Source organism: Pseudomonas sp. GW821-FHT09H03, from assembly GCF_059415945.1.
Map to the genome: position 1 here is coordinate 18,646 of NZ_JBWKOF010000020.1, position 18,196 is coordinate 36,841.

General features: G+C 60.4%; 15 protein-coding genes. 4 read left to right on the plus strand and 11 right to left on the minus strand.

Annotated elements, in window-relative coordinates:
- Window positions 1-66 precede the first annotated feature (66 nt).
- Complete coding sequence (locus AC07OG_RS23385; protein WP_495068210.1) at window positions 67-1,863, plus strand: acyl-CoA dehydrogenase C-terminal domain-containing protein; 1,797 nt, start codon at window positions 67-69, stop codon at window positions 1,861-1,863.
- Between the two features lie 304 nt (window positions 1,864-2,167).
- A complete protein-coding gene (locus AC07OG_RS23390; RefSeq protein WP_060541665.1) occupies window positions 2,168-3,946 on the plus strand; it encodes an acyl-CoA dehydrogenase C-terminal domain-containing protein in 1,779 nt (592 codons plus the stop codon).
- Between the two features lie 227 nt (window positions 3,947-4,173).
- Here the strand turns inward: AC07OG_RS23390 and AC07OG_RS23395 are convergent, their stop codons facing one another.
- On the minus strand, window positions 4,174-5,103 hold the full coding sequence (locus AC07OG_RS23395) for a LysR family transcriptional regulator (protein ID WP_495068211.1): 930 nt from the start codon (window positions 5,101-5,103) through the stop codon (window positions 4,174-4,176).
- A 169-nt stretch (window positions 5,104-5,272) separates the two neighbouring features.
- On the opposite strand from AC07OG_RS23395, the gene AC07OG_RS23400 reads away from it, so the two are divergent.
- Window positions 5,273-6,556 carry an aspartate aminotransferase family protein gene (locus AC07OG_RS23400; protein ID WP_495068212.1) on the plus strand — a complete coding sequence of 428 codons (1,284 nt, stop codon included), beginning with the start codon at window positions 5,273-5,275 and terminating at the stop codon, window positions 6,554-6,556.
- A 188-nt stretch (window positions 6,557-6,744) separates the two neighbouring features.
- The gene (locus tag AC07OG_RS23405) at window positions 6,745-6,903 is read left to right on the plus strand and encodes a YqaE/Pmp3 family membrane protein (protein WP_007947822.1); all 159 of its coding nucleotides are present in this window, start codon (window positions 6,745-6,747) and stop codon (window positions 6,901-6,903) included.
- 127 nt (window positions 6,904-7,030) lie between these two features.
- Here AC07OG_RS23405 and AC07OG_RS23410 read toward each other — a convergent pair whose 3' ends face one another.
- The 10 genes from AC07OG_RS23410 to AC07OG_RS23455 form a co-directional block, all read right to left on the minus strand.
- On the minus strand, window positions 7,031-8,857 hold the full coding sequence (locus AC07OG_RS23410; protein WP_495068213.1) for a S9 family peptidase: 1,827 nt from the start codon (window positions 8,855-8,857) through the stop codon (window positions 7,031-7,033).
- Window positions 8,823-9,995 (minus strand): pyrroloquinoline quinone biosynthesis protein PqqE, encoded by a 1,173-nt coding sequence (pqqE, locus tag AC07OG_RS23415; protein ID WP_060541661.1) that lies wholly within the window; start codon window positions 9,993-9,995, stop codon window positions 8,823-8,825. The genes AC07OG_RS23410 and pqqE overlap by 35 nt, the downstream gene beginning before the upstream one ends.
- Window positions 9,967-10,242: a pyrroloquinoline quinone biosynthesis peptide chaperone PqqD gene (gene pqqD, locus AC07OG_RS23420; RefSeq protein ID WP_495068214.1), complete on the minus strand. Its 276-nt coding sequence runs from the start codon at window positions 10,240-10,242 to the stop codon at window positions 9,967-9,969. The genes pqqE and pqqD overlap by 29 nt, the downstream gene beginning before the upstream one ends.
- Window positions 10,239-10,991 (minus strand): pyrroloquinoline-quinone synthase PqqC, encoded by a 753-nt coding sequence (pqqC, locus tag AC07OG_RS23425; protein WP_495068215.1) that lies wholly within the window; start codon window positions 10,989-10,991, stop codon window positions 10,239-10,241. Before pqqC ends, pqqD begins: the two co-directional genes overlap by 4 nt.
- 129 nt (window positions 10,992-11,120) lie before the next feature.
- Complete coding sequence (gene pqqB / locus AC07OG_RS23430; RefSeq protein WP_495068216.1) at window positions 11,121-12,032, minus strand: pyrroloquinoline quinone biosynthesis protein PqqB; 912 nt, start codon at window positions 12,030-12,032, stop codon at window positions 11,121-11,123.
- Between the two features lie 81 nt (window positions 12,033-12,113).
- Complete coding sequence (gene pqqA / locus AC07OG_RS23435; RefSeq protein WP_003422658.1) at window positions 12,114-12,188, minus strand: pyrroloquinoline quinone precursor peptide PqqA; 75 nt, start codon at window positions 12,186-12,188, stop codon at window positions 12,114-12,116.
- Between the two features lie 155 nt (window positions 12,189-12,343).
- Window positions 12,344-14,758, minus strand: a complete 2,415-nt coding sequence (gene pqqF, locus AC07OG_RS23440; protein ID WP_495068217.1) for a pyrroloquinoline quinone biosynthesis protein PqqF — start codon at window positions 14,756-14,758, stop codon at window positions 12,344-12,346.
- A gap of 38 nt (window positions 14,759-14,796) precedes the next feature.
- On the minus strand, window positions 14,797-15,591 hold the full coding sequence (locus AC07OG_RS23445; RefSeq protein WP_495068218.1) for a carbon-nitrogen hydrolase family protein: 795 nt from the start codon (window positions 15,589-15,591) through the stop codon (window positions 14,797-14,799).
- A 12-nt stretch (window positions 15,592-15,603) separates the two neighbouring features.
- Window positions 15,604-17,286 (minus strand): flavin monoamine oxidase family protein, encoded by a 1,683-nt coding sequence (locus AC07OG_RS23450; RefSeq protein ID WP_218423710.1) that lies wholly within the window; start codon window positions 17,284-17,286, stop codon window positions 15,604-15,606.
- A gap of 259 nt (window positions 17,287-17,545) precedes the next feature.
- Window positions 17,546-18,007, minus strand: coding sequence for an Lrp/AsnC family transcriptional regulator (locus AC07OG_RS23455; RefSeq protein WP_060541655.1), 462 nt, complete (start codon window positions 18,005-18,007; stop codon window positions 17,546-17,548).
- Window positions 18,008-18,196: the final 189 nt, after the last annotated feature.

Genomic DNA, 18,196 nt, shown 5'->3' on the forward strand with positions numbered 1-18,196 from the left:
GCACTGTGATTGTCGGGTGTGGCCGCCGGCAGTAGGTTGATTCAATCTGCTGACGGAGAAATGACCATGCCTGAGTACAAAGCTCCCTTGCGCGACATGCGCTTTCTGATCGACCACGTCTTCGATTTTCATGGCAACTATGCGGCGCTGGGGGCTACCGACGCCAGCCCGGACATGGTCAATGCGATCCTGGAAGAAGGGGCGAAATTCTGCGAAAACGTCCTGTCGCCACTCAACCGCAGCGGCGACGAAGAGGGCTGCCATTTCGACAAGGGCGTGGTCACGACGCCTGCAGGTTTCAAGCAGGCGTTCGCCCAATACGTCGAGGGCGGCTGGCATGGCCTGGCGGCGGATCCGGCCTACGGCGGCCAGGGCTTGCCGAGCTCCCTGGGCCTGGTCATCAGCGAGATGGTCGGTTCGAGCAACACCTCCTGGGGCATGTACCCGGGGCTGACCCATGGTGCGATGTCGGCGATCCATACCCATGGTACCGAGGAGCAGAAGCAGACCTATTTGAACAAGCTCACCGCCGGCCAATGGACCGGCACCATGTGCCTGACCGAAGCCCATTGCGGCACTGATCTGGGCATCATCAAGACCCGTGCCGTACCTGCGGCCGATGGCAGTTACGCGATCTACGGCAGCAAGATTTTCATCTCCGCCGGCGAGCACGACCTGAGTGACAACATCATTCACCTGGTGCTGGCGAAACTGCCGGACGCTCCGGCCGGGACCAAGGGCATTTCGCTGTTCATCGTGCCGAAGTTCCTGCCTGATGCCGGGGGAGAGGCGGGCGAGCGCAATGGTGTTTCCTGCGGCTCGATCGAACATAAAATGGGTATCAAGGCCTCCGCCACCTGCGTGCTCAACTTCGACGGTGCCAAGGGCTTCCTGATCGGTGAACCGAACAAGGGCCTGAACTGCATGTTCACCATGATGAACCACGCCCGGCTGGGTACCGGCATGCAGGGCCTTTGTTTGGGCGAGGCGAGTTTCCAGGGCGCGATCAAGTACGCCAACGAGCGCTTGCAGATGCGTTCGCTGACGGGCGCGAAAGCCCCGGAAAAAGCGGCCGACCCGATCATCGTGCATCCCGATGTGCGGCGCATGCTGCTGACCATGAAGGCCTTCAATGAAGGCAACCGCGCGTTGACTTACTTCACCGCGCAACTGCTGGACGTGGCGCACCGAAGCCCCGATGAAACGGCGCGTCAGGATGCTGAAGACCTGCTGGCGTTCCTCACGCCGATCTGCAAGGCCTTCATGACCGACACGGGCCTGGAGGTGACCAACCACGGCATGCAGGTGTTTGGTGGCCATGGCTTCATTCGCGAATGGGGCATGGAACAACTGGTTCGCGACTGCCGGATCGCGCCGATCTACGAAGGTACCAACGGCATTCAGGCGCTCGACCTGCTTGGGCGCAAAGTCCTCGGCAGCCAGGGCAAACTGTTGCGCGGCTTTACCAGAATCGTCCATAAGTTCTGCCTGGCCAACGCCGCCCATCCGCAGCTGGCCAGCTATGTGGCGCAGCTCGATGAGCTGAATCGGCAGTGGGGTGAGTTGACTGGCAAAGTCGGCATGGCCGCCATGAAAAACCCTGACGAAGTCGGTGCCGCGTCGGTGGATTACCTGATGTACAGCGGTTACATCATCCTCGGCTATCTGTGGCTGCGCATGGCACTGGTGGCTCAGGCCCAACTCGATGCCGGCAGCGGCGAAGCCGATTTCTGCCGGGGCAAACTGGCGACCAGCGAGTTTTACTTCAAGCGCCTGCTGCCGCGCACCGCCGCTCATCGGGCGGCAATCGAGGCGGGTAGTGATTGTCTGATGCAGCTGCCGGCGGAGTTATTTGCGCTGTAACGATGCCATCTGTCCGGTACTTGTAGGAGCGAGCATGCTCGCGAAGAACCAGAGAACGCCGCGGGAATTTTGAATGCCCGCGTTATCGTTACGACCCTCGCGAGCATGCTCGCTCCTACAATTGTCTGCGTTGTTGGAAACCCGCGATACAGCGGGTTTTTTTATGACCTGATAGTCAGTGACCAATCATTACAAATTGGTCACGGGCTGACCCTATGTGTCTGAAAAGTTGTTGGGTTACACTCGGACCCAACGCAAAAAACAACTCCTGTGAATCACCTGTTTAGATCTTGTGAGGTTTGCCATGGCTGACTACAAAGCGCCCCTGCGCGATATGCGCTTCGTCCTCAATGAAGTTTTCGAGGTCGCCAAACTCTGGGCCCAGTTGCCTGCTCTGGCCGAGACTGTCGATGCAGAAACTGTCGAAGCCATTCTCGAAGAAGCCGGCAAGGTCACCAGCAAAAGCATCGCGCCCCTGAGCCGTGGGGCTGACGAAGAAGGTTGCCATTGGGCGGACGGTGCGGTCACCACGCCGGCAGGTTTCCCACAGGCCTATCAGACCTATGCTGAAGGCGGCTGGGTGGGTGTGGGTGGCGATCCGGAGTTCGGTGGCATGGGCATGCCCAAGGCTGTTTCGGCCCAGGTCGAAGAGATGGTCAACTCCGCCAGCCTGTCGTTCGGTTTGTACCCGATGCTGACCGCCGGTGCCTGTCTGTCGATCAACGCTCACGCCAGTGAAGAGCTGAAAGCGGCCTATCTGCCGAACATGTACGCCGGTGTCTGGGCCGGTTCCATGTGCCTGACCGAACCGCACGCCGGTACCGACCTGGGCATCATCCGCACCAAGGCCGAGCCTCAGGCCGACGGATCCTACAAAGTCAGCGGCACCAAGATCTTCATCACCGGTGGCGAACACGACCTGACCGAAAACATCATCCACCTGGTGCTGGCCAAGTTGCCGGACGCACCGGCGGGTCCGAAAGGTATCTCGCTGTTCCTGGTGCCCAAGTTCATGGTCAATGCCGATGGCAGCCTGGGCGCACGCAACCCGGCGAACTGCGGCTCTATTGAACACAAGATGGGCATCCAGGCGTCCGCGACCTGCGTGATGAACTTCGACGAAGCCGTGGGTTACCTGGTCGGCGAGCCGAACAAGGGCTTGGCGGCCATGTTCACCATGATGAACTACGAGCGTCTGGGCGTCGGTATCCAGGGCCTGGCCACTGGCGAACGTTCCTACCAGAACGCCGTGGAATACGCCCGTGATCGTCTGCAAAGCCGTTCGCCGACCGGCGCGCAGAACAAAGACAAGGTTGCAGACCCGATCATCGTCCACCCGGACGTGCGTCGCATGCTGTTGACCATGAAAGCCTCGAACGAAGGCGGTCGTGCTTTTTCCACCTATGTGGCGATGCAACTGGACACCGCCAAGTTCAGCGAAGACGCCACGACCCGCAAGCGCGCGGAAGATCTGGTTGCGCTGCTGACCCCGGTAGCCAAGGCATTCCTGACCGACCTCGGTCTGGAAACCACCGTTCATGGCCAGCAGGTTTTCGGCGGCCATGGTTACATCCGTGAGTGGGGCCAGGAGCAACTGGTGCGCGATGTGCGCATTACCCAGATCTACGAAGGCACCAACGGCATTCAGGCGCTGGACCTGGTCGGGCGCAAGATCGTCGGTACCGGTGGCGCGTTCTACAACCTGTTCGCGGACGAAATCCGTCACTTCACATCGACCGCCAGTGCGGACCTTGCGGAGTTCACCAAGCCGCTGAACGACGCAGTGACCACCCTCGACGAACTGACCGCCTGGCTGCTGGACCGAGTGAAAAACAACCCAAATGAAATCGGCGCGGCGTCGGTCGAGTATCTGCAGGTATTCGGTTACGTGTCGTACGCCTACATGTGGGCACTGATGGCCAAGGCCGCCATCGGCAAAGAAGCCGAGGACGATTTCTACGCCAGCAAGATGGGCACTGCACGCTTCTATTTCGCCCGTCTGCTGCCGCGCATTCATTCGTTGAGTGCATCGGTGAAGGCCGGTAGCGAGTCCCTGTTCCTGCTGGATGCAGGACAATTCTGATGTTGTAACGGCATGTAAGCATTCTCTTACATGCCGTGCTGCTGTTCTCCCATAGAAGCAAATTGGATCCAGGGCTAATCTACTTGCCATGGACGTAGCGCAGGAAGCGCAAAGCAACAACACGGACACGTAGGATTCTGCCAGGACGGTGGAGCGAAAAGGATGTCAGGGAAACAGTCTGCAAAGCCCCGCTTCGGCGGGGTTTTCTTTTGGCCGCGAAAAAGTTCTCAGCTCAATCCATCCAGAGCCTGTGCGCTGTTCAAGCGCTCATCCTGAGCCTTCATCACTTCTTCCAGCACCGTGCGCAGCAAGGCCAGAGAGGCCTGTTGCCGTTGCACATCGCGACACACCAAACCGACTTTCAGTGGCACTCGCGGTTCGCTCAGGGGCTTCCACAGCAGTTCATCGGTGCCGTGGGTCTTGTGTGAGCGCCCGGGCAGTACGGTCGCCAGTCGCGTGTTTGGCAGGCTGTCGAGAATCCCCGCCATGTTGTTCAGTTCCGCTTGCACCTGCGGGCGGCGTCCCAGGTTTGCCAGTTGGGCCTGCCAGATCTGCCTGATCTGAAACTCTTCACCCAGCAACAACATCGGCAGCTCGGCGGCCTGACGGATGGACACTTTCTTGAAGTCGCGCAACGGATGCTCCGCCGGGATGACCAGGGTCAGTTCATCCTCATACAGCATCACGCCATGCAGGCCCGGCTGACGGGGCGGCAGGTAGCCGATGCCGATGTCCAGCGAGCCATTGAGCAGCCGGCGCTCGATTTCCAGCCCCGTCAGCTCGTAAATCTGCACCACCAGATGCGGCTGCGCCTGGCGCACGCGCTCAAGCATTTGCGGCACGAGGTTGGAGTGGACGGTCTGCAATACACCGATGGCCAGGGTGCGCAGCGCCTGCCCCTTGAAGTTGCCGAGGGCTTCGCGCGCACGCTGCAAGCCATCAAGCAGGGGCTGGGCGTGGTTGTACAGCGTATGGGCCGCGAGGGTCGGCAACAGGCGTTTGCTGCTGCGCTCGAACAGGCTCACATCGAGGTTCTGTTCGAGGTGGCGGATTTGTTGCGACAGCGCCGGCTGGGAGATTGACAGGCGTTCTGCGGCCCGGCCGACATGACCTTCTTCATACACCGCGACGAAATAACGCAGTTGCTTAAAATCCATAACTAATACTTATCGAAAATGCTCGGAAATCGAAATGGCTCTACGCCTTGGCTGAGCCTAGTCTAACTGTATTCACAAGGCTTACAGGGCCACAGAGCGCGATGAATACTGTTTGTTTCGATGGCATTTGCATAGGTAACGCAAAAAACTTCTTGGGAGGTTTTTGCCAATGAATCTATTCAGTCTACGCCGTAGCACGCCCAGCCTTGATGACCTGGTCATGGGCGCCGCCGCGCCATCCCAAAGCGATAGTCTATCCACTGAATACCTGATGCCGAGTGTCGAACGGCCGGCCCAGGTTTTTACGCGCGGCCAGGGTTCCTGGTTGTGGGACAGTGATGACCGCGCCTATCTGGACTTCTCCCAGAGCGGTGGCGCCAACAGCCTGGGCCATAGCCCCTCGGCATTGGTCAACGCGATCACGGCGCAGGCCCAATCGCTGATCAACCCGGGTTTTGGATTACATAACCGTGGCATGCTCAGCCTCGCTGAAAGGCTGTGTGCCAGTACCGGCAGCGATCAGGCGTACCTGCTCAACACGGGCAGCGAAGCCTGTGAAGCGGCGATCAAACTGGCGCGCAAATGGGGTCAACAGCATCGAGGCGGCGCTTCGCGGATCATCGTGGCCAATAACGGCTGTCATGGCCGTAGCCTGGCGACTATTTCGGCGTCGGACAGTTCGACGCTGACCAACCGCTTCGAACCGCAACTGCCAGGTTTCAGCCACGTGCCGTTCAATGACCTGCCGGCACTGCATGCCGCCGTGGATCAGCGGACCGTGGCGATCATGCTTGAGCCGATCCAGAGTGAAGCGGGAGTCATCCCTGCCACCGCGCATTACCTCAAGGGGGTCGAGCGGTTGTGTCGCGAACTCGGCATCCTGTTGATCCTCGACGAAGTGCAAACCGGCATCGGTCGTTGCGGCACTTTGCTTGCCGAACAATCCTACGGCGTGCGGGCAGATATCGTCGTGCTCGGCAAAGGCCTGGGCGGTGGGGTGCCAGTGGCCGCTTTGCTGGCGCGGGGCAAAGCCTGTTGCTTCGACATGGGTGAAATGACCGGGACCCACCATGGCAATGCACTGATGAACGCTGCGGCACTCGCGGTGCTCGAGAGCGTGCAGGACAAGGGATTGCTCAAGCACGTGGGAGAAACCGGCCAGTATCTGAGCGAAGGCCTGCGGCGTTTGTCCTGGCGCTACGGACACGGCGAATTGCGCGGGCAAGGGCTGCTCTGGGGGCTTACGTTATCTGACGATTCGGCCGCTGCCGTGGTCAATGCCGCACTACAGGAAGGCCTGCTGCTCAATGCCCCGCAAACCGACTGCCTGCGCTTCACCCCCGCGCTGACCGTCAGCAAGGTCAGCATCGACGAAATGCTCCTGCGCCTGACGCGCGCATTCTCCCGCGTGCGCACCGCGCAATTGCACTGCCGCAAAGGGATTGCCGTCTGATCGCAGGCGTCCTTCAACTCATTCCAGAACCGTCTCGCGGTATAACGCACGCCCCATGCCTGATTCTTTTGGCGTGGGGCGTTTTTTTTCGCCGGGTTTTCCCCGGGATGCTTTACTGAACCCTGACGAACGGTAGCGGTCGATTAAGTGTAGGGTTTTAAAAGCCCCCCTCAACCAGGAGCAAGCCCATGGATTTTGTTCGAATCATCATTGCCATTCTGTTGCCGCCATTGGGCGTGTTTCTGCAGGTCGGATTCGGCGGGGCGTTCTGGCTGAATATCCTGCTGACACTGTGCGGTTATATTCCGGGGATCGTGCATGCGGTTTACATCATCGCCAAGCGTTGACTGACACGTTGTCAGGTAGCCAGCCCTCGCCAGCAGGCCCGCATTGGAAGTGCGTCGCTCACAAAACCTTGTGGGAGCGAGCCTGCTCGCGATGGGGGCGCTAAATTTCAAGCACTTTGCCCTGAACTCAGCCCCCCTGATCCATCACCCGCCGATAAAACAGCCACTCCTGCTCCAGCGCATGGGCCTGGTTACCCGCCTTGCGAAAGCCATGGCGTTCATCGGCGAAGTAATGCGCTTCGACCAGTACGCCGTTGTCTTGCAGCGCCTTGACCATGTCGCGGGTCTGTTGCGGGACGACCACGGCGTCCAGTTCCCCTTGAAAGAATATGACCGGTACGCTGATGTTGCTCGCATGCAGTAGTGGCGTACGAGCGGCGTAGCGATCGGCATCCTGCACGGGATCGCCAATCAGCCAATCCAGATAATCGCCCTCGAACTTGTGGGTCGCCCGTCCGAGGGCCACAGGATCACTGACACCGTAAAGGCTGGCGCCGGCGCGGAACACCTTGTGGAATGCCAGCGCGCAAAGGGTGGTGTACCCGCCGGCACTGCCGCCGCGAATGAATGCCTTGTCGCGGTCGATCAATCCGCGCTCGGCGAGATAGTCGACCACCGCGCACGCATCCTCTACGTCAACATCGCCCCAGCTCAGATGCAGGGCCTGGCGATAAGCCCGGCCATAACCACTGCTGCCGCGATAGTTGAGGTCGGCTACGGCGAACCCCCTTTGTGCCCAGAACTGGATGCGTGGATCGAGCATCGGGTAGCACGCCGAAGTCGGACCGCCGTGGATGAACACCACAAGTGGAGGTTTCGCCTCACCGGTCATCGCCGGGTAGAAGAAGCCGTGGGCTTCACCGGAGCCGCTGGGGTAGCGCAAGGTCTGCGGGCGGCTGATTTGCTCGGCAGGCAACGGTGCAATGCCACCGGCCAGGACCTTTACCTGTCGGGTCTGGCGGTCGATGGCGATCACCGCCGTGGCGCTGACGGGCGAAGCGGCGATGCAGTAAATGAACTGCTTATCCACAGCGAGATGACGGAAGCGACTGTAGTCGCCGGTGAAGTCTTCGCTGCTGGCGCCACACAAGCCCAGCCGGCCAAAGCCGCCGTCGGTCCAGCTGGCCAGATAGGTGTCCCCGTCCAGCGGCAGCCAGGTGCAGCCGCCCAGTTGCCAGGGCGCGGGGCCATGATCGGCGGGGGCACTGGGCAACGGGCTCAAGCCTACGGCCGATTCCACCCATGGCTGCCAGAATCCGCCGCGATCGGTCAGGCAAAACAGGCGGCCATCTGTATCAAACCGCGGTTGTTGCAGGGACTCCTGTGCGCTGTTGCCAGCGACGCAACGGGGGTTGGCATAACGGCCGTCGCCCTGGCGTTCGGCAACCATCAGGCGGGTCGCGGTCCAGGGTTGATCCGGTTTGCTCCACTCGATCCAGGCCAGACGTCGGGCATCAGGGCTCAGGGTCGGCGCCGCGTAGAAGTCGGCGCCTTCGGCGAGCAGATGACGCACGCCATCGGTGAGATCGATCGCCACCAGTCGGTGCCGGTCGCGATGTTCTTCAACGGCCAGCACCTGATTATTGGCAAATTGCAGATCACCGTAACGGCATTCCCCGGACGTCAGCAGCTCAGGTGTTTCGTCTTGCAGTGATTGGCGGTACAGCTGTTGATCCGCTTCGTTGACGAAAACGATGCCAGTGTCGGTCAGGCAAAACGCCCCGCCGCCGTATTCGTACACCCGACTGCGCACACTGAAACCCGGGGGTGTCAGGCAAGTCGCCGCATTGTTGTGCCAATGCCAGATCCGGCACGCAGCGTCTGCGGGCCGATATTCGTTCCAGAACAAGCCATGGCGACCGACCTGCAGTTCGGCGAAATCGATGCCAGCCGCAACGGCTTTGGCGGCGCTCAAGGGTTCAGCTTTTGGCGATGAGGCGTGAGTTTCGTTCATTGCGAAAGGCCAGTTGTTCGATGGTCCGGGTGGCGTGCTCGGCTTCTTCGCGAGCCTTGAGGATCACGCCGTGATGGTGTGACTTGCTGCATACCGGGTCGGCATTGCTCGCATCACCGGTGAGCATGAACGCCTGGCAGCGGCAGCCGCCGAAATCTTTTTCTTTCTCGTCGCAGGAGCGGCACGGCTCGGGCATCCAGTCGTAGCCACGAAAGCGGTTGAAGCCGAACGAGTCGTACCAGATGTGCTGCATGCTGTGGTCGCGCACGTTGGGAAACTGTACCGGCATCTGCCGGGCACCGTGACAGGGCAGGGCGGTTCCGTCCGGCGTGACCGTCAGAAAAATACTGCCCCAGCCATTCATGCAGGCTTTCGGGCGTTCTTCGTAATAGTCCGGTGTGACGAAAATCAACTTGCACGGATGCCCTTGGGCTTGCAGCCGGGCGCGGTATTCGTTGGTGATGCGCTCGGCCCGCACCAGTTGTTCCCGGGTCGGCAACAGCCCGACTCGATTGAGTTGCGCCCAGCCGTAGAACTGGCAGGTGGCGAGCTCGACGAAGTCCGCTTCAAGGGCAATGCACAACTCGATGATGCGGTCGATCTGGTCAATGTTGTGTCGATGGGTGACGAAGTTCAGCACCATCGGATAGCCGTGGGCTTTCACGGCGCGGGCCATTTCCAGTTTCTGCGCGAAGGCTTTTTTCGACCCGGCCAACAGGTTGTTCACTTGCTCGTCGCTGGCCTGGAAACTGATCTGGATGTGGTCCAGACCGGCCTTTTTGAAATCACTGATTTTCTGCTCGGTGAGACCGATGCCGGAGGTGATCAGGTTGGTGTAGAACCCCAGTTTGCGCGCTTCAGAAATCAGCTCGGCGAGGTCCTGGCGCACCAGCGGTTCACCACCGGAAAAGCCCAGTTGTGCGGCGCCCATCTCGCGGGCTTCGCGAAATACCTTGATCCATTGCTCGGTGCTCAGTTCCTCGCCTTGCTTGGCGAAGTCCAGCGGATTGGAGCAGTACGGACATTGCAGCGGGCAGCGATACGTCAGCTCGGCGAGCAGCCACAGCGGCAGGCCGACTTCGGGTGTGGGCGGTACTTGCACCGATGAATCAGGCAAGTTCGATCCAGTGCTGCGCACGGGCAACCTCCATGAATTGCTCGATATCGTCACCGAGCTCTGGCACGCCGGGGAACTGCTGGTCGAGTTCGGCAATGATCGCCGCGACATCGCGCTCGCCGTCGATCAATCCGCCGATCAGCGCGGCGCTTTCGTTGAGTTTGATCATGCCTTCCGGGTACAGCAGCACGTGGCCTTTTTGCACCGGTTCGTACTGGAAGCGGTAGCCGGGACGCCAGGTCGGGGTCTTGCTGCGGTCGAAACTCATAAGGTGATTCCTTTGTGCCAGACCCGTTGCCCGGTCACGCTGTGATACGGCGGACGTTTCAGTTCGTAGGCCATGCTCATGGCATCGAGCATGCTCCAAAGAATGTCCAGTTTGAACTGAAGAATTTCCAGCATGCGCTCCTGGCCTTCCCGTGTCGTGTAGTGCAGCAGGGTGATCGCCAGCCCGTGCTCGACATCGCGCCGCGCCTGGCCCAGGCGAGTGCGGAAATACTCGTAGCCGGCCGGGTCGATCCAGGGGTAATGCTGTGGCCAGCTGTCCAGGCGCGACTGGTGGATCTGCGGCGCGAACAGTTCGGTCAGCGAGCTGCTGGCGGCTTCCTGCCAACTGGCCCGGCGGGCGAAGTTGACGTAGGCGTCCACGGCGAAACGCACACCGGGCAACACCAGTTCCTGGGAACGCAACTGATCCGGGTCGAGACCGACAGCCTGGCCCAGGCGCAGCCAGGCTTCGATGCCGCCGTCTTCGCCGGGGGCGCCGTCATGGTCGAGCAGGCGCTGGATCCACTCGCGGCGGATCTCGCGGTCCGGGCAGTTGGCCAGGATGGCCGCGTCTTTGAGCGGAATGTTCACCTGGTAGTAGAAGCGGTTGGCAACCCAGCCCTGGATCTGCTCACGGGTTGCCCTGCCTTCATACATCGCCACGTGATAGGGGTGATGGATGTGGTAGTAGGCGCCCTTGGCGCGCAGGGCGGCTTCGAATTCGCTGGGGGACATTGGGGTGTCGGTCATTGCGGTTCTCCGGGGAACAACCGTTGAAATCGTTGGTGTCTGGTCGGACGTTTTCGCGAGCAAGCCCGCTCCCACATTGGAATGCGATCTCCTTTGTGGGAGCTGGCTTGCCAGCGATGGGGGCATCCGCTACAGCACAATACTCATGCCGTCATACGCCACTTCAACATTGCGCCGATCCAGCTCCGCGCGCTCCGGTGAGTCTTCATCGAGAATCGGGTTGGTGTTGTTGATGTGGATAAGCACCTTGCGCTGCTCGGGCAACTGCTCCAGCACTTCGAGCATGCCGCCAGGGCCGTTCTGCGCCAGATGGCCCATCTCGCGGCCGGTACGGGTGCCGACGCCACGGCGCTGCATTTCGTCGTCGTCCCACAAGGTGCCATCGACCAGCAGGCAGTCACTGCCGGCCATGATCTCCAGCAGTGATGCATCGACCTTGCCCAGGCCCGGCGCATAGAACAGTTTGCCGCCGGTGGCCAAGTCCTCGACGATCAGGCCGATGTTGTCGCCCGGATGCGGGTCGAAGCGGTGTGGCGAGTAGGGCGGCGCTGCACTGCGCAAAGGCAGCGGGGTGAATCGCAGGTTCGGGCAGGCCGGGATGCTGAAGCTCTGGTCGAGCTCAATGCGGTTCCAGTTCAGCCCGCCGTTCCAGTGGTTCAGCATGGTGAACAGTGGAAAACCGCTGCTCAGATCCTCATGGACCATGTCGGTACACCAGACCTGATGCGGGCAACCTTCACGCAACATGAGCAGGCCGGTGGTGTGATCGATCTGGCTGTCCATGAGGATGATTGCGCCGATCCCGGTGTCGCGCAGGGCACGGCCCGGTTGCATCGGGGCGAAGCTCTGGAGCTGGGCGCGGATGTCCGGGGAGGCATTGCACAGCACCCAGTTCACGCCGTCATCGGAAATCGCGATGGAAGATTGTGTCCGCGCCTTGGCCCGCAGGCTGCCATCGCGAAAACCTGCGCAGTTCACGCAGTTGCAGTTCCACTGGGGGAAACCGCCGCCGGCAGCGGAACCTAGAATCTGGACAAACATGGGTGCTCCATCATTTCAACGCTGAAAATAAAACGCCTCGGATAACCGAGGCGTTGTGCTGCGGATCTGCCAGGGCAGAGATCAGCGGCTTGCGAAGTACATGGTGACTTCGAAGCCGATACGCAGGTCGGTGTAAGCCGGTTTTGTCCAGGACATGGGTGACTCCTTCAGGGTGATGGGATAGCGCTGTCTATAGTTATAGTCCACGGCAGCGCGGGGAGGTTCCAAATAGTTAGGCTGCTATGTTACTCAAAATTTCCAGGGGTTTGCCCGTGAATCTTTGAGAAAGCTCCTTACAGGCTCGGTAATGATCATTTCGCCGCTTGCCACGGGGCGCCGGGCATGGAATCGCTGGCGAGGCAGAGCCAGCCGCCTTCGATGTTGTTTAACCGTTGCGCAGCAGCCAGCAACTGTGGGGCGTCGAGTTGCTCGATCGCGGTGACCAGTTGCGCCAGATAATCCGACGAGTGGCCGGCGAGCCTGGCCTGCCAGAGCAGTTCGCCAGCGTCTCTGCAGGATAGAGACGAGTCGTCGAATTGATCGGCAAGACTCTGGCGCAGTTGGCCCAGGCTGGCCTCATCAAGTTGTGTCACGAGCGTCGGAATGTTTTCGAGAAACTGCCGAATGTGGCCGAGCAACTCCACCGATGTCACCGTCGGGGACTGCACGCCAAACAGCAATCCGGTTCGCCCATGGATCTGCCGCAGGGCGCTGAACACCGCATAACCCAACTGCAATTCACCCCGCAGGCGTTGATAGAACGGTGTTTGGCACAGGTGCGCCAGCAAACGCCAGGCCGCTTCGTCGGCGATCTCGCGGCTGGCGACCGGACAGAACAGCAACAAGGCGTGTTCGCTGGACGCCGTTTCAATGTGGCGCCACAAGTGTGGTGTTGTGAACGCTGTCGGTGCCGGCAATTGATTGTCCGGTATACCGGGAATGCGGCTCAGGGCCAGGCCCATCGCCGATTGGGTTTGTGGGCTGAGGCCCAGCGCCCAGCCATCCCAGCGGGAAGTTGTCCACAGGTGTTTCGCGTCTTTGGAGGCTTGCGCTGATTCCAGGCAATGCTCCGGCAATGCCTTGAGCAATTGGCGGATGGGCAGCAACGGCGTTTCCGGCTCTGCGCGCGGGGAATCGGCATCAATCTGTGTCAGACATTTCAGCGCATGTTCGAGGGCTGCGGGTATCGACTCTTGCAGGCCGGTCAGTTTCAGCAACCATTCATGGCCACTCGTGCTGAACGACAACTCGACTCCCGCCTCGCGCGCATCTTGCTGTGTTTGCCAAAGACTGCCTTGCAGTTGCTCTTGCAGGTCAACCGTGGCTGCGGCTTCCATCCGCCAACGCAGATAAATCGAGCCTTCATCACCGTCATCCCGCCATGTCTGACTGAACTGCATCGGCGAGCGTTCTCGGCGGCTGCGCGAGCGGTCCTGGGCAAACGTGCGCAGACCGCGGTGGGCGCTGGTCTGGCCACGAATCAATCCGGCATTGGCCAGCGGTTCACTGCTGCGCAGGAAGGGATTGGCGGCGGGCAGGTGCCAATGGTCGCTGAAGTTATCCACAGCGCCGATTTCATTGAGAATCTGTTTGAGGGCGGCAACGCCGGACTCGGGCAAGCCACTTTCAAGCTGTTCGCTGTCGAGGCGCGCCAGTTGCAGTGCGCCGCTGACTTGCTGCTGTCGTTGCTGCAGTGCTGCGTATTCCTCGCGCAGCGGTGCCCAATCCTGTCGTGCGAAGAAGCCGAGCCAATCTCGCAGGTGTTCGCCAATGGCACTCAATGATCCGGATGGTGTGCTGAACTGCAGATGCAGCATGCCTTGTCGGTTGAAGTGATACAGCGGCGCGGCTTTCAAACCGTCGGCCAGATTCCGGGCCTGCAAGTACGCGAGCAAACCACCTGGTTTGGCGCTATTGAGCCAATGACAAAGAAACGCCATCGCCTCGGCAGAGGTGTCCGGCAACGCATCGAAGGCAAACAAAAGATTGCCGTGCTGCTGGCTGACCTGTTGATAACTTTTCACCGCCAGCGGCGAAGTGGCTGCCTGCGGGTTTTTATCCCCAACCGGTAGCGTCGCTGAAAACTGCTCTGCCAGCGTGCGCAAGTCATCAAGACTTTGCGGTCCGACCAGACTCAGGGTCATCTGGCCGGTGCGATAAAACTGCTGATGGAAGTCTTTCAATGCCTGCTGAAACGCTGGCAATTCAATCTTCAGGCTGTCCCGATTGCCCGCATGAAACCCGCGCAACGGATGTTCTGCCGCCAGTCCTTCGTACAGCGCGAACTGCTGCTGCGCCTGAGGATTCTGCGACCAAGCGATATATTCCGCCTGCAACACTTCCCGCTCCCGCATCTGATCGTCCGAATTCATGCACGGTCGGGCGAGCATGTCTGACAAGCGTTCGAGCCCGCCACTGAGCGATCGGGTTGGCAGTTCAAAGAAGAAATCGGTAGTGCGCTCGCGGGTGCTGGCGTTCACCTGCCCACCGTGACGTTGCACGTAGGCCATCAGCGCTTCGCTTGCAGGAAAACGCTCAGTCCCGAGAAACAGCAAATGCTCAAGGAAATGCGCCAGCCCCGGCCACGCCAATGGCACGTCATGACTACCCGCCGCCACTCGCAACGCAGCGGCGCTGCGCTTCAGGCCGGGCACATGACGCAGGGTCACGCGCAAGCCATTGGCCAGGGTTTCGGTGTGAGGGCGGGGGAGTATCGGCGCAGGCATGGGCACTTCCAGAACAGTGAAGTGCCAATGCTAGCGGATTAACGCTTGTTGAGCGCGTGGTAAAGCTCGGGCCGGCGGTCGCTGAGGTAACGATTGGCGGCGCGGGAGTCGAGCATCAGCTGTCGATCCAGTTCGCCGACGATCAACGCTTCATCCAGTCCGGCCTGGGCAATGCGGCTGCCGTCCGGCGCGGCGATGCTGCTTTGCCCGCAATAGTGGATCTCGCCTTCGTGGCCGCAGTAATTGGCGTAGGCCACGTAGCATTGGTTTTCGAAGGCGCGCGAACGCACGGTGACGTCAGCGACGAAGTCGAACGGAACCATGTTCGCCGTCGGCACCAGAATCAGCTCGGCGCCGGCAAGGGCCAGGCGGCGCGTGTTTTCCGGGAACTCCAGGTCGTAGCAGATCAGGAAGCCGAGTTTCCAGCCGTTGAGCTCAACCACTGGAAACTGGTCTTCACCGGGGCTGAACATCGAGCGATCCAGATCACCGAACAGATGCGTCTTGCGATAATTGCACAGGCGTTCGCCACTGGCGTCGATCAACTGCACAGCGTTGTAGATCTGCCCGTCAGCGGTGCGTTCGGGATAGCCGTACACAATCGCCAGGCCGGCCGCCTTGGCGATCCGGCCGATCTGCTGCGCCCATTCACCGTTGTACACCTCGGCCAGCGTGCTGACTGCCTCGGTGCCAATGTTGTAGCCGGTCATGAACATTTCCGGCAGCACCAACAGGTCGGCGCCCTTGGCCTCCATCGCCAGTTGATGCAGGCGTTGCAGGTTGGCGGCGGGCTTCAATGGCAGCGGTGGACATTGGTAAAGGGCTACGCGCATTTCGGAATCCTCTTACTCGGGCAGGGCGATAGGGCCGATGTCTTTGAACACATCACCCGGGCCCGGGTTCGCTTTATGTGTCGACCCGCCGAAGTGCTTCATGATGCCCCATACCGCGTTGAGCGAGGTCTGTACCGCGCCCTCGACCCAGGCTGGCGTCCATGAAACGTCGTCGCCGGCGATAAAGATACCGCGCTGCTCGGCCGGCATCTCCTCCTGCATGAAGTGCGCGTACATGCGCTGGTTGTAGCGGTAGTGGCCGGGCAGGGCACCTTTGAACGCGCCGAGGAAGTAAGGATCGGCCTCCCAGGACACGGTGATCGGATCGCCTATGATGCGCGCGGCGATGTCGACTTTCGGGTAGATCTTTTTCAACGCGTTCAACGCCAGCTCTACGCGTTTTTCCACCGGGTGCGGGAGCATTTTCAGCGCATCGCTCATCCACGAGTACGACAGGCAAATCACGCCGGGCTTGTCGTCGCCGTTATCGAACAGATAGGTGCCACGCGTCAGGCGATCGGTGAGCGTCATGCTCATCAGGTCACGGCCGGTTTGCGGGTCCTTGTCCTTCCAGAACGGGCGGTCGACCATCACGAAGGTTTTCGACGATTGCATGTAGCGGGTGCGGTCCAGGGCCATCCACATCTTTTGCGAGAACAGGGTCTCGTCGCATTCGATCTGGGTGGTCAGCAGCCAGCTCTGGCAAGTGGTCAGCACGGCGGCGTATTCGCGGGTATCGCCATTGTTGTCGGTAACTGCAAAACGGCCATCGGCGGCGTGGGCGATCTTTTTCACGCCAGAGCGCGGGGCGCCCCGGTGCAGGGACTTCAGGCTGGTGCCTTCGGGCCAGTGCACGCAGCGCTCCGGCACATGACGCCAGATGCCTTGCGGCACTTGTTCCACACCGCCGACCACCAGGTGCTGGTGATCGTCGCAGTTGGTCATGACCACGCGGAAGATTTCCAGCATCGAATTGGGGAAGTCCGAGTCCCAGCCGCCGGTGCCGAAACCGACCTGGCCGAATACTTCACGGTGATGGAAAGACAGCTTGGCGAACGCTTTGGAGGTGGCGACGAAGTCGTAGAAGGTGCGGTCGTCCCACAGTGGTACGAGGGTGTTCCACAGTTCCTTGAGGCGCGGTACGTCACGGTCGCGGATGGCTTGCTGAATATCGGCGAACTGCGAGCCGGCTTCCAGGGCATCGGCCCAGGCGTCAGCGACTTCCTGGAACAGTGCAGGAAGATCGGCCAGTTTCTGTGCGTAATGCGTCTTGCCTTCCAGGTCGATCACGGTACTGCCGGAGGCAGGCGTCAGCGGGTTTGGAAAGGGCTTGGTCTCAAGACCAAGCTTGTCGACGTAGTGATAAAACGCGGTCGACGACACCGGGAAGCGCATGCCACCGAGTTCGGCGACGATGCCATCCGTCCCGTTGAACGCCTGCGAGCGCAGGCGGCCGCCCAATTTCGACGCTTCGTAGACCACCGGTTTCAGGCCGAGCTTCATCAGTTCGTACGCCGCCACCAGACCAGCGATACCGGCGCCGACAATCGCCACTTCGGCACCATGATTGTGCTCGGGAATGCTGCCCAGGCCGGCCGGGTGTTCGATCCAGTCGTCGAAGGCGAAAGGAAAGTCGGGACCGAAGATGGTGACCGGTTTTTTACCGTCTGCAGGATGGCGATTATTCTTGTTCATGGCTGACCTTGCTGGCGACCCGACGCGGAATGCGCATCTGAGTATAGGAAAAGATGCCAGCCATTCTAGAGAGCACAGAACACGTTAATAAGACGCAAAGTGTCGTCGTTTTGCCATATTTATGATCAGTCTGACGATCAAGCTGTACATATCGTCACTGTGGGAGCGGGCTTGCTCGCGAACGCGGAGTATCAGTTGCCACTGGAGTCGACTGACACGACGCATTCGCGAGCAAGCCCGCTCCCACAGTGGATAGCGTTCAAACCGGCTGCCCCCGATCCACCTTGCTGCTCAAGATAATCGAAGTCGTGGTCTTCTCCACCCCATCCACACTGCCAATCTGATCCAGCAACTGATCCAGCTGTTCCGGCGAGTCGGTACGCAGCCACGCCACATAATCAAACTCGCCACTCACCGCACACAACTGCTGCACCTGCGCCATCGCACTCAACCGCCGCACCACTTCCTTGCCCGAACGCGGCTGCACGGTAATCCCGACATACGCTTGCAACCCGCCATCCACCACGCGCTGACCAAGCCGCACCCCGTAGCCGGTGATCACCTTGGCCTTTTCCAGCCGTGCCAGGCGCGAAGTCACGGTGGTGCGAGCAATCCCCAGTTGCCGCGCAAGCATGGCCACGCTCTCACGGGCGTTGATCTGCAAGGCTGCAATCAACTGGCGATCAATTTCATCGAGAACAGGCGGGCGAGTGTCAGGCAAAGGGATGTCTCCAGCGGGACAGGTCAATGGCCAGGCATGTTACAGGCACATCCTGCACAGCGCTCGCGGCGGTTGTTTGAGCGGGGCCCTACAGTATGATGTCCAGTGAGCGTGAAGACTGTGGCCACCAAAGATCCCTTGTGGGAGCGACAGGATCGACAGTGACCGTCACTCGTAGTCGAATGCGAG

What these genes read in the sequence shown, in the direction of transcription:
- AC07OG_RS23385 (WP_495068210.1), top strand. Translation starts at nt 67, where the DNA reads ATGCCTGAGTACAAAGCTCCCTTGCGCGACATGCGCTTTCTGATCGAC.
- AC07OG_RS23390 (WP_060541665.1), top strand. Translation starts at nt 2,168, where the DNA reads ATGGCTGACTACAAAGCGCCCCTGCGCGATATGCGCTTCGTCCTCAAT.
- AC07OG_RS23395 (WP_495068211.1), bottom strand. Translation starts at nt 5,103, where the DNA reads ATGGATTTTAAGCAACTGCGTTATTTCGTCGCGGTGTATGAAGAAGGT.
- AC07OG_RS23400 (WP_495068212.1), top strand. Translation starts at nt 5,273, where the DNA reads ATGAATCTATTCAGTCTACGCCGTAGCACGCCCAGCCTTGATGACCTG.
- AC07OG_RS23405 (WP_007947822.1), top strand. Translation starts at nt 6,745, where the DNA reads ATGGATTTTGTTCGAATCATCATTGCCATTCTGTTGCCGCCATTGGGC.
- AC07OG_RS23410 (WP_495068213.1), bottom strand. Translation starts at nt 8,857, where the DNA reads ATGAACGAAACTCACGCCTCATCGCCAAAAGCTGAACCCTTGAGCGCC.
- pqqD (WP_495068214.1), bottom strand. Translation starts at nt 10,242, where the DNA reads ATGAGTTTCGACCGCAGCAAGACCCCGACCTGGCGTCCCGGCTACCGC.
- pqqC (WP_495068215.1), bottom strand. Translation starts at nt 10,991, where the DNA reads ATGACCGACACCCCAATGTCCCCCAGCGAATTCGAAGCCGCCCTGCGC.
- pqqB (WP_495068216.1), bottom strand. Translation starts at nt 12,032, where the DNA reads ATGTTTGTCCAGATTCTAGGTTCCGCTGCCGGCGGCGGTTTCCCCCAG.
- pqqF (WP_495068217.1), bottom strand. Translation starts at nt 14,758, where the DNA reads ATGCCTGCGCCGATACTCCCCCGCCCTCACACCGAAACCCTGGCCAAT.
- AC07OG_RS23445 (WP_495068218.1), bottom strand. Translation starts at nt 15,591, where the DNA reads ATGCGCGTAGCCCTTTACCAATGTCCACCGCTGCCATTGAAGCCCGCC.
- AC07OG_RS23450 (WP_218423710.1), bottom strand. Translation starts at nt 17,286, where the DNA reads ATGAACAAGAATAATCGCCATCCTGCAGACGGTAAAAAACCGGTCACC.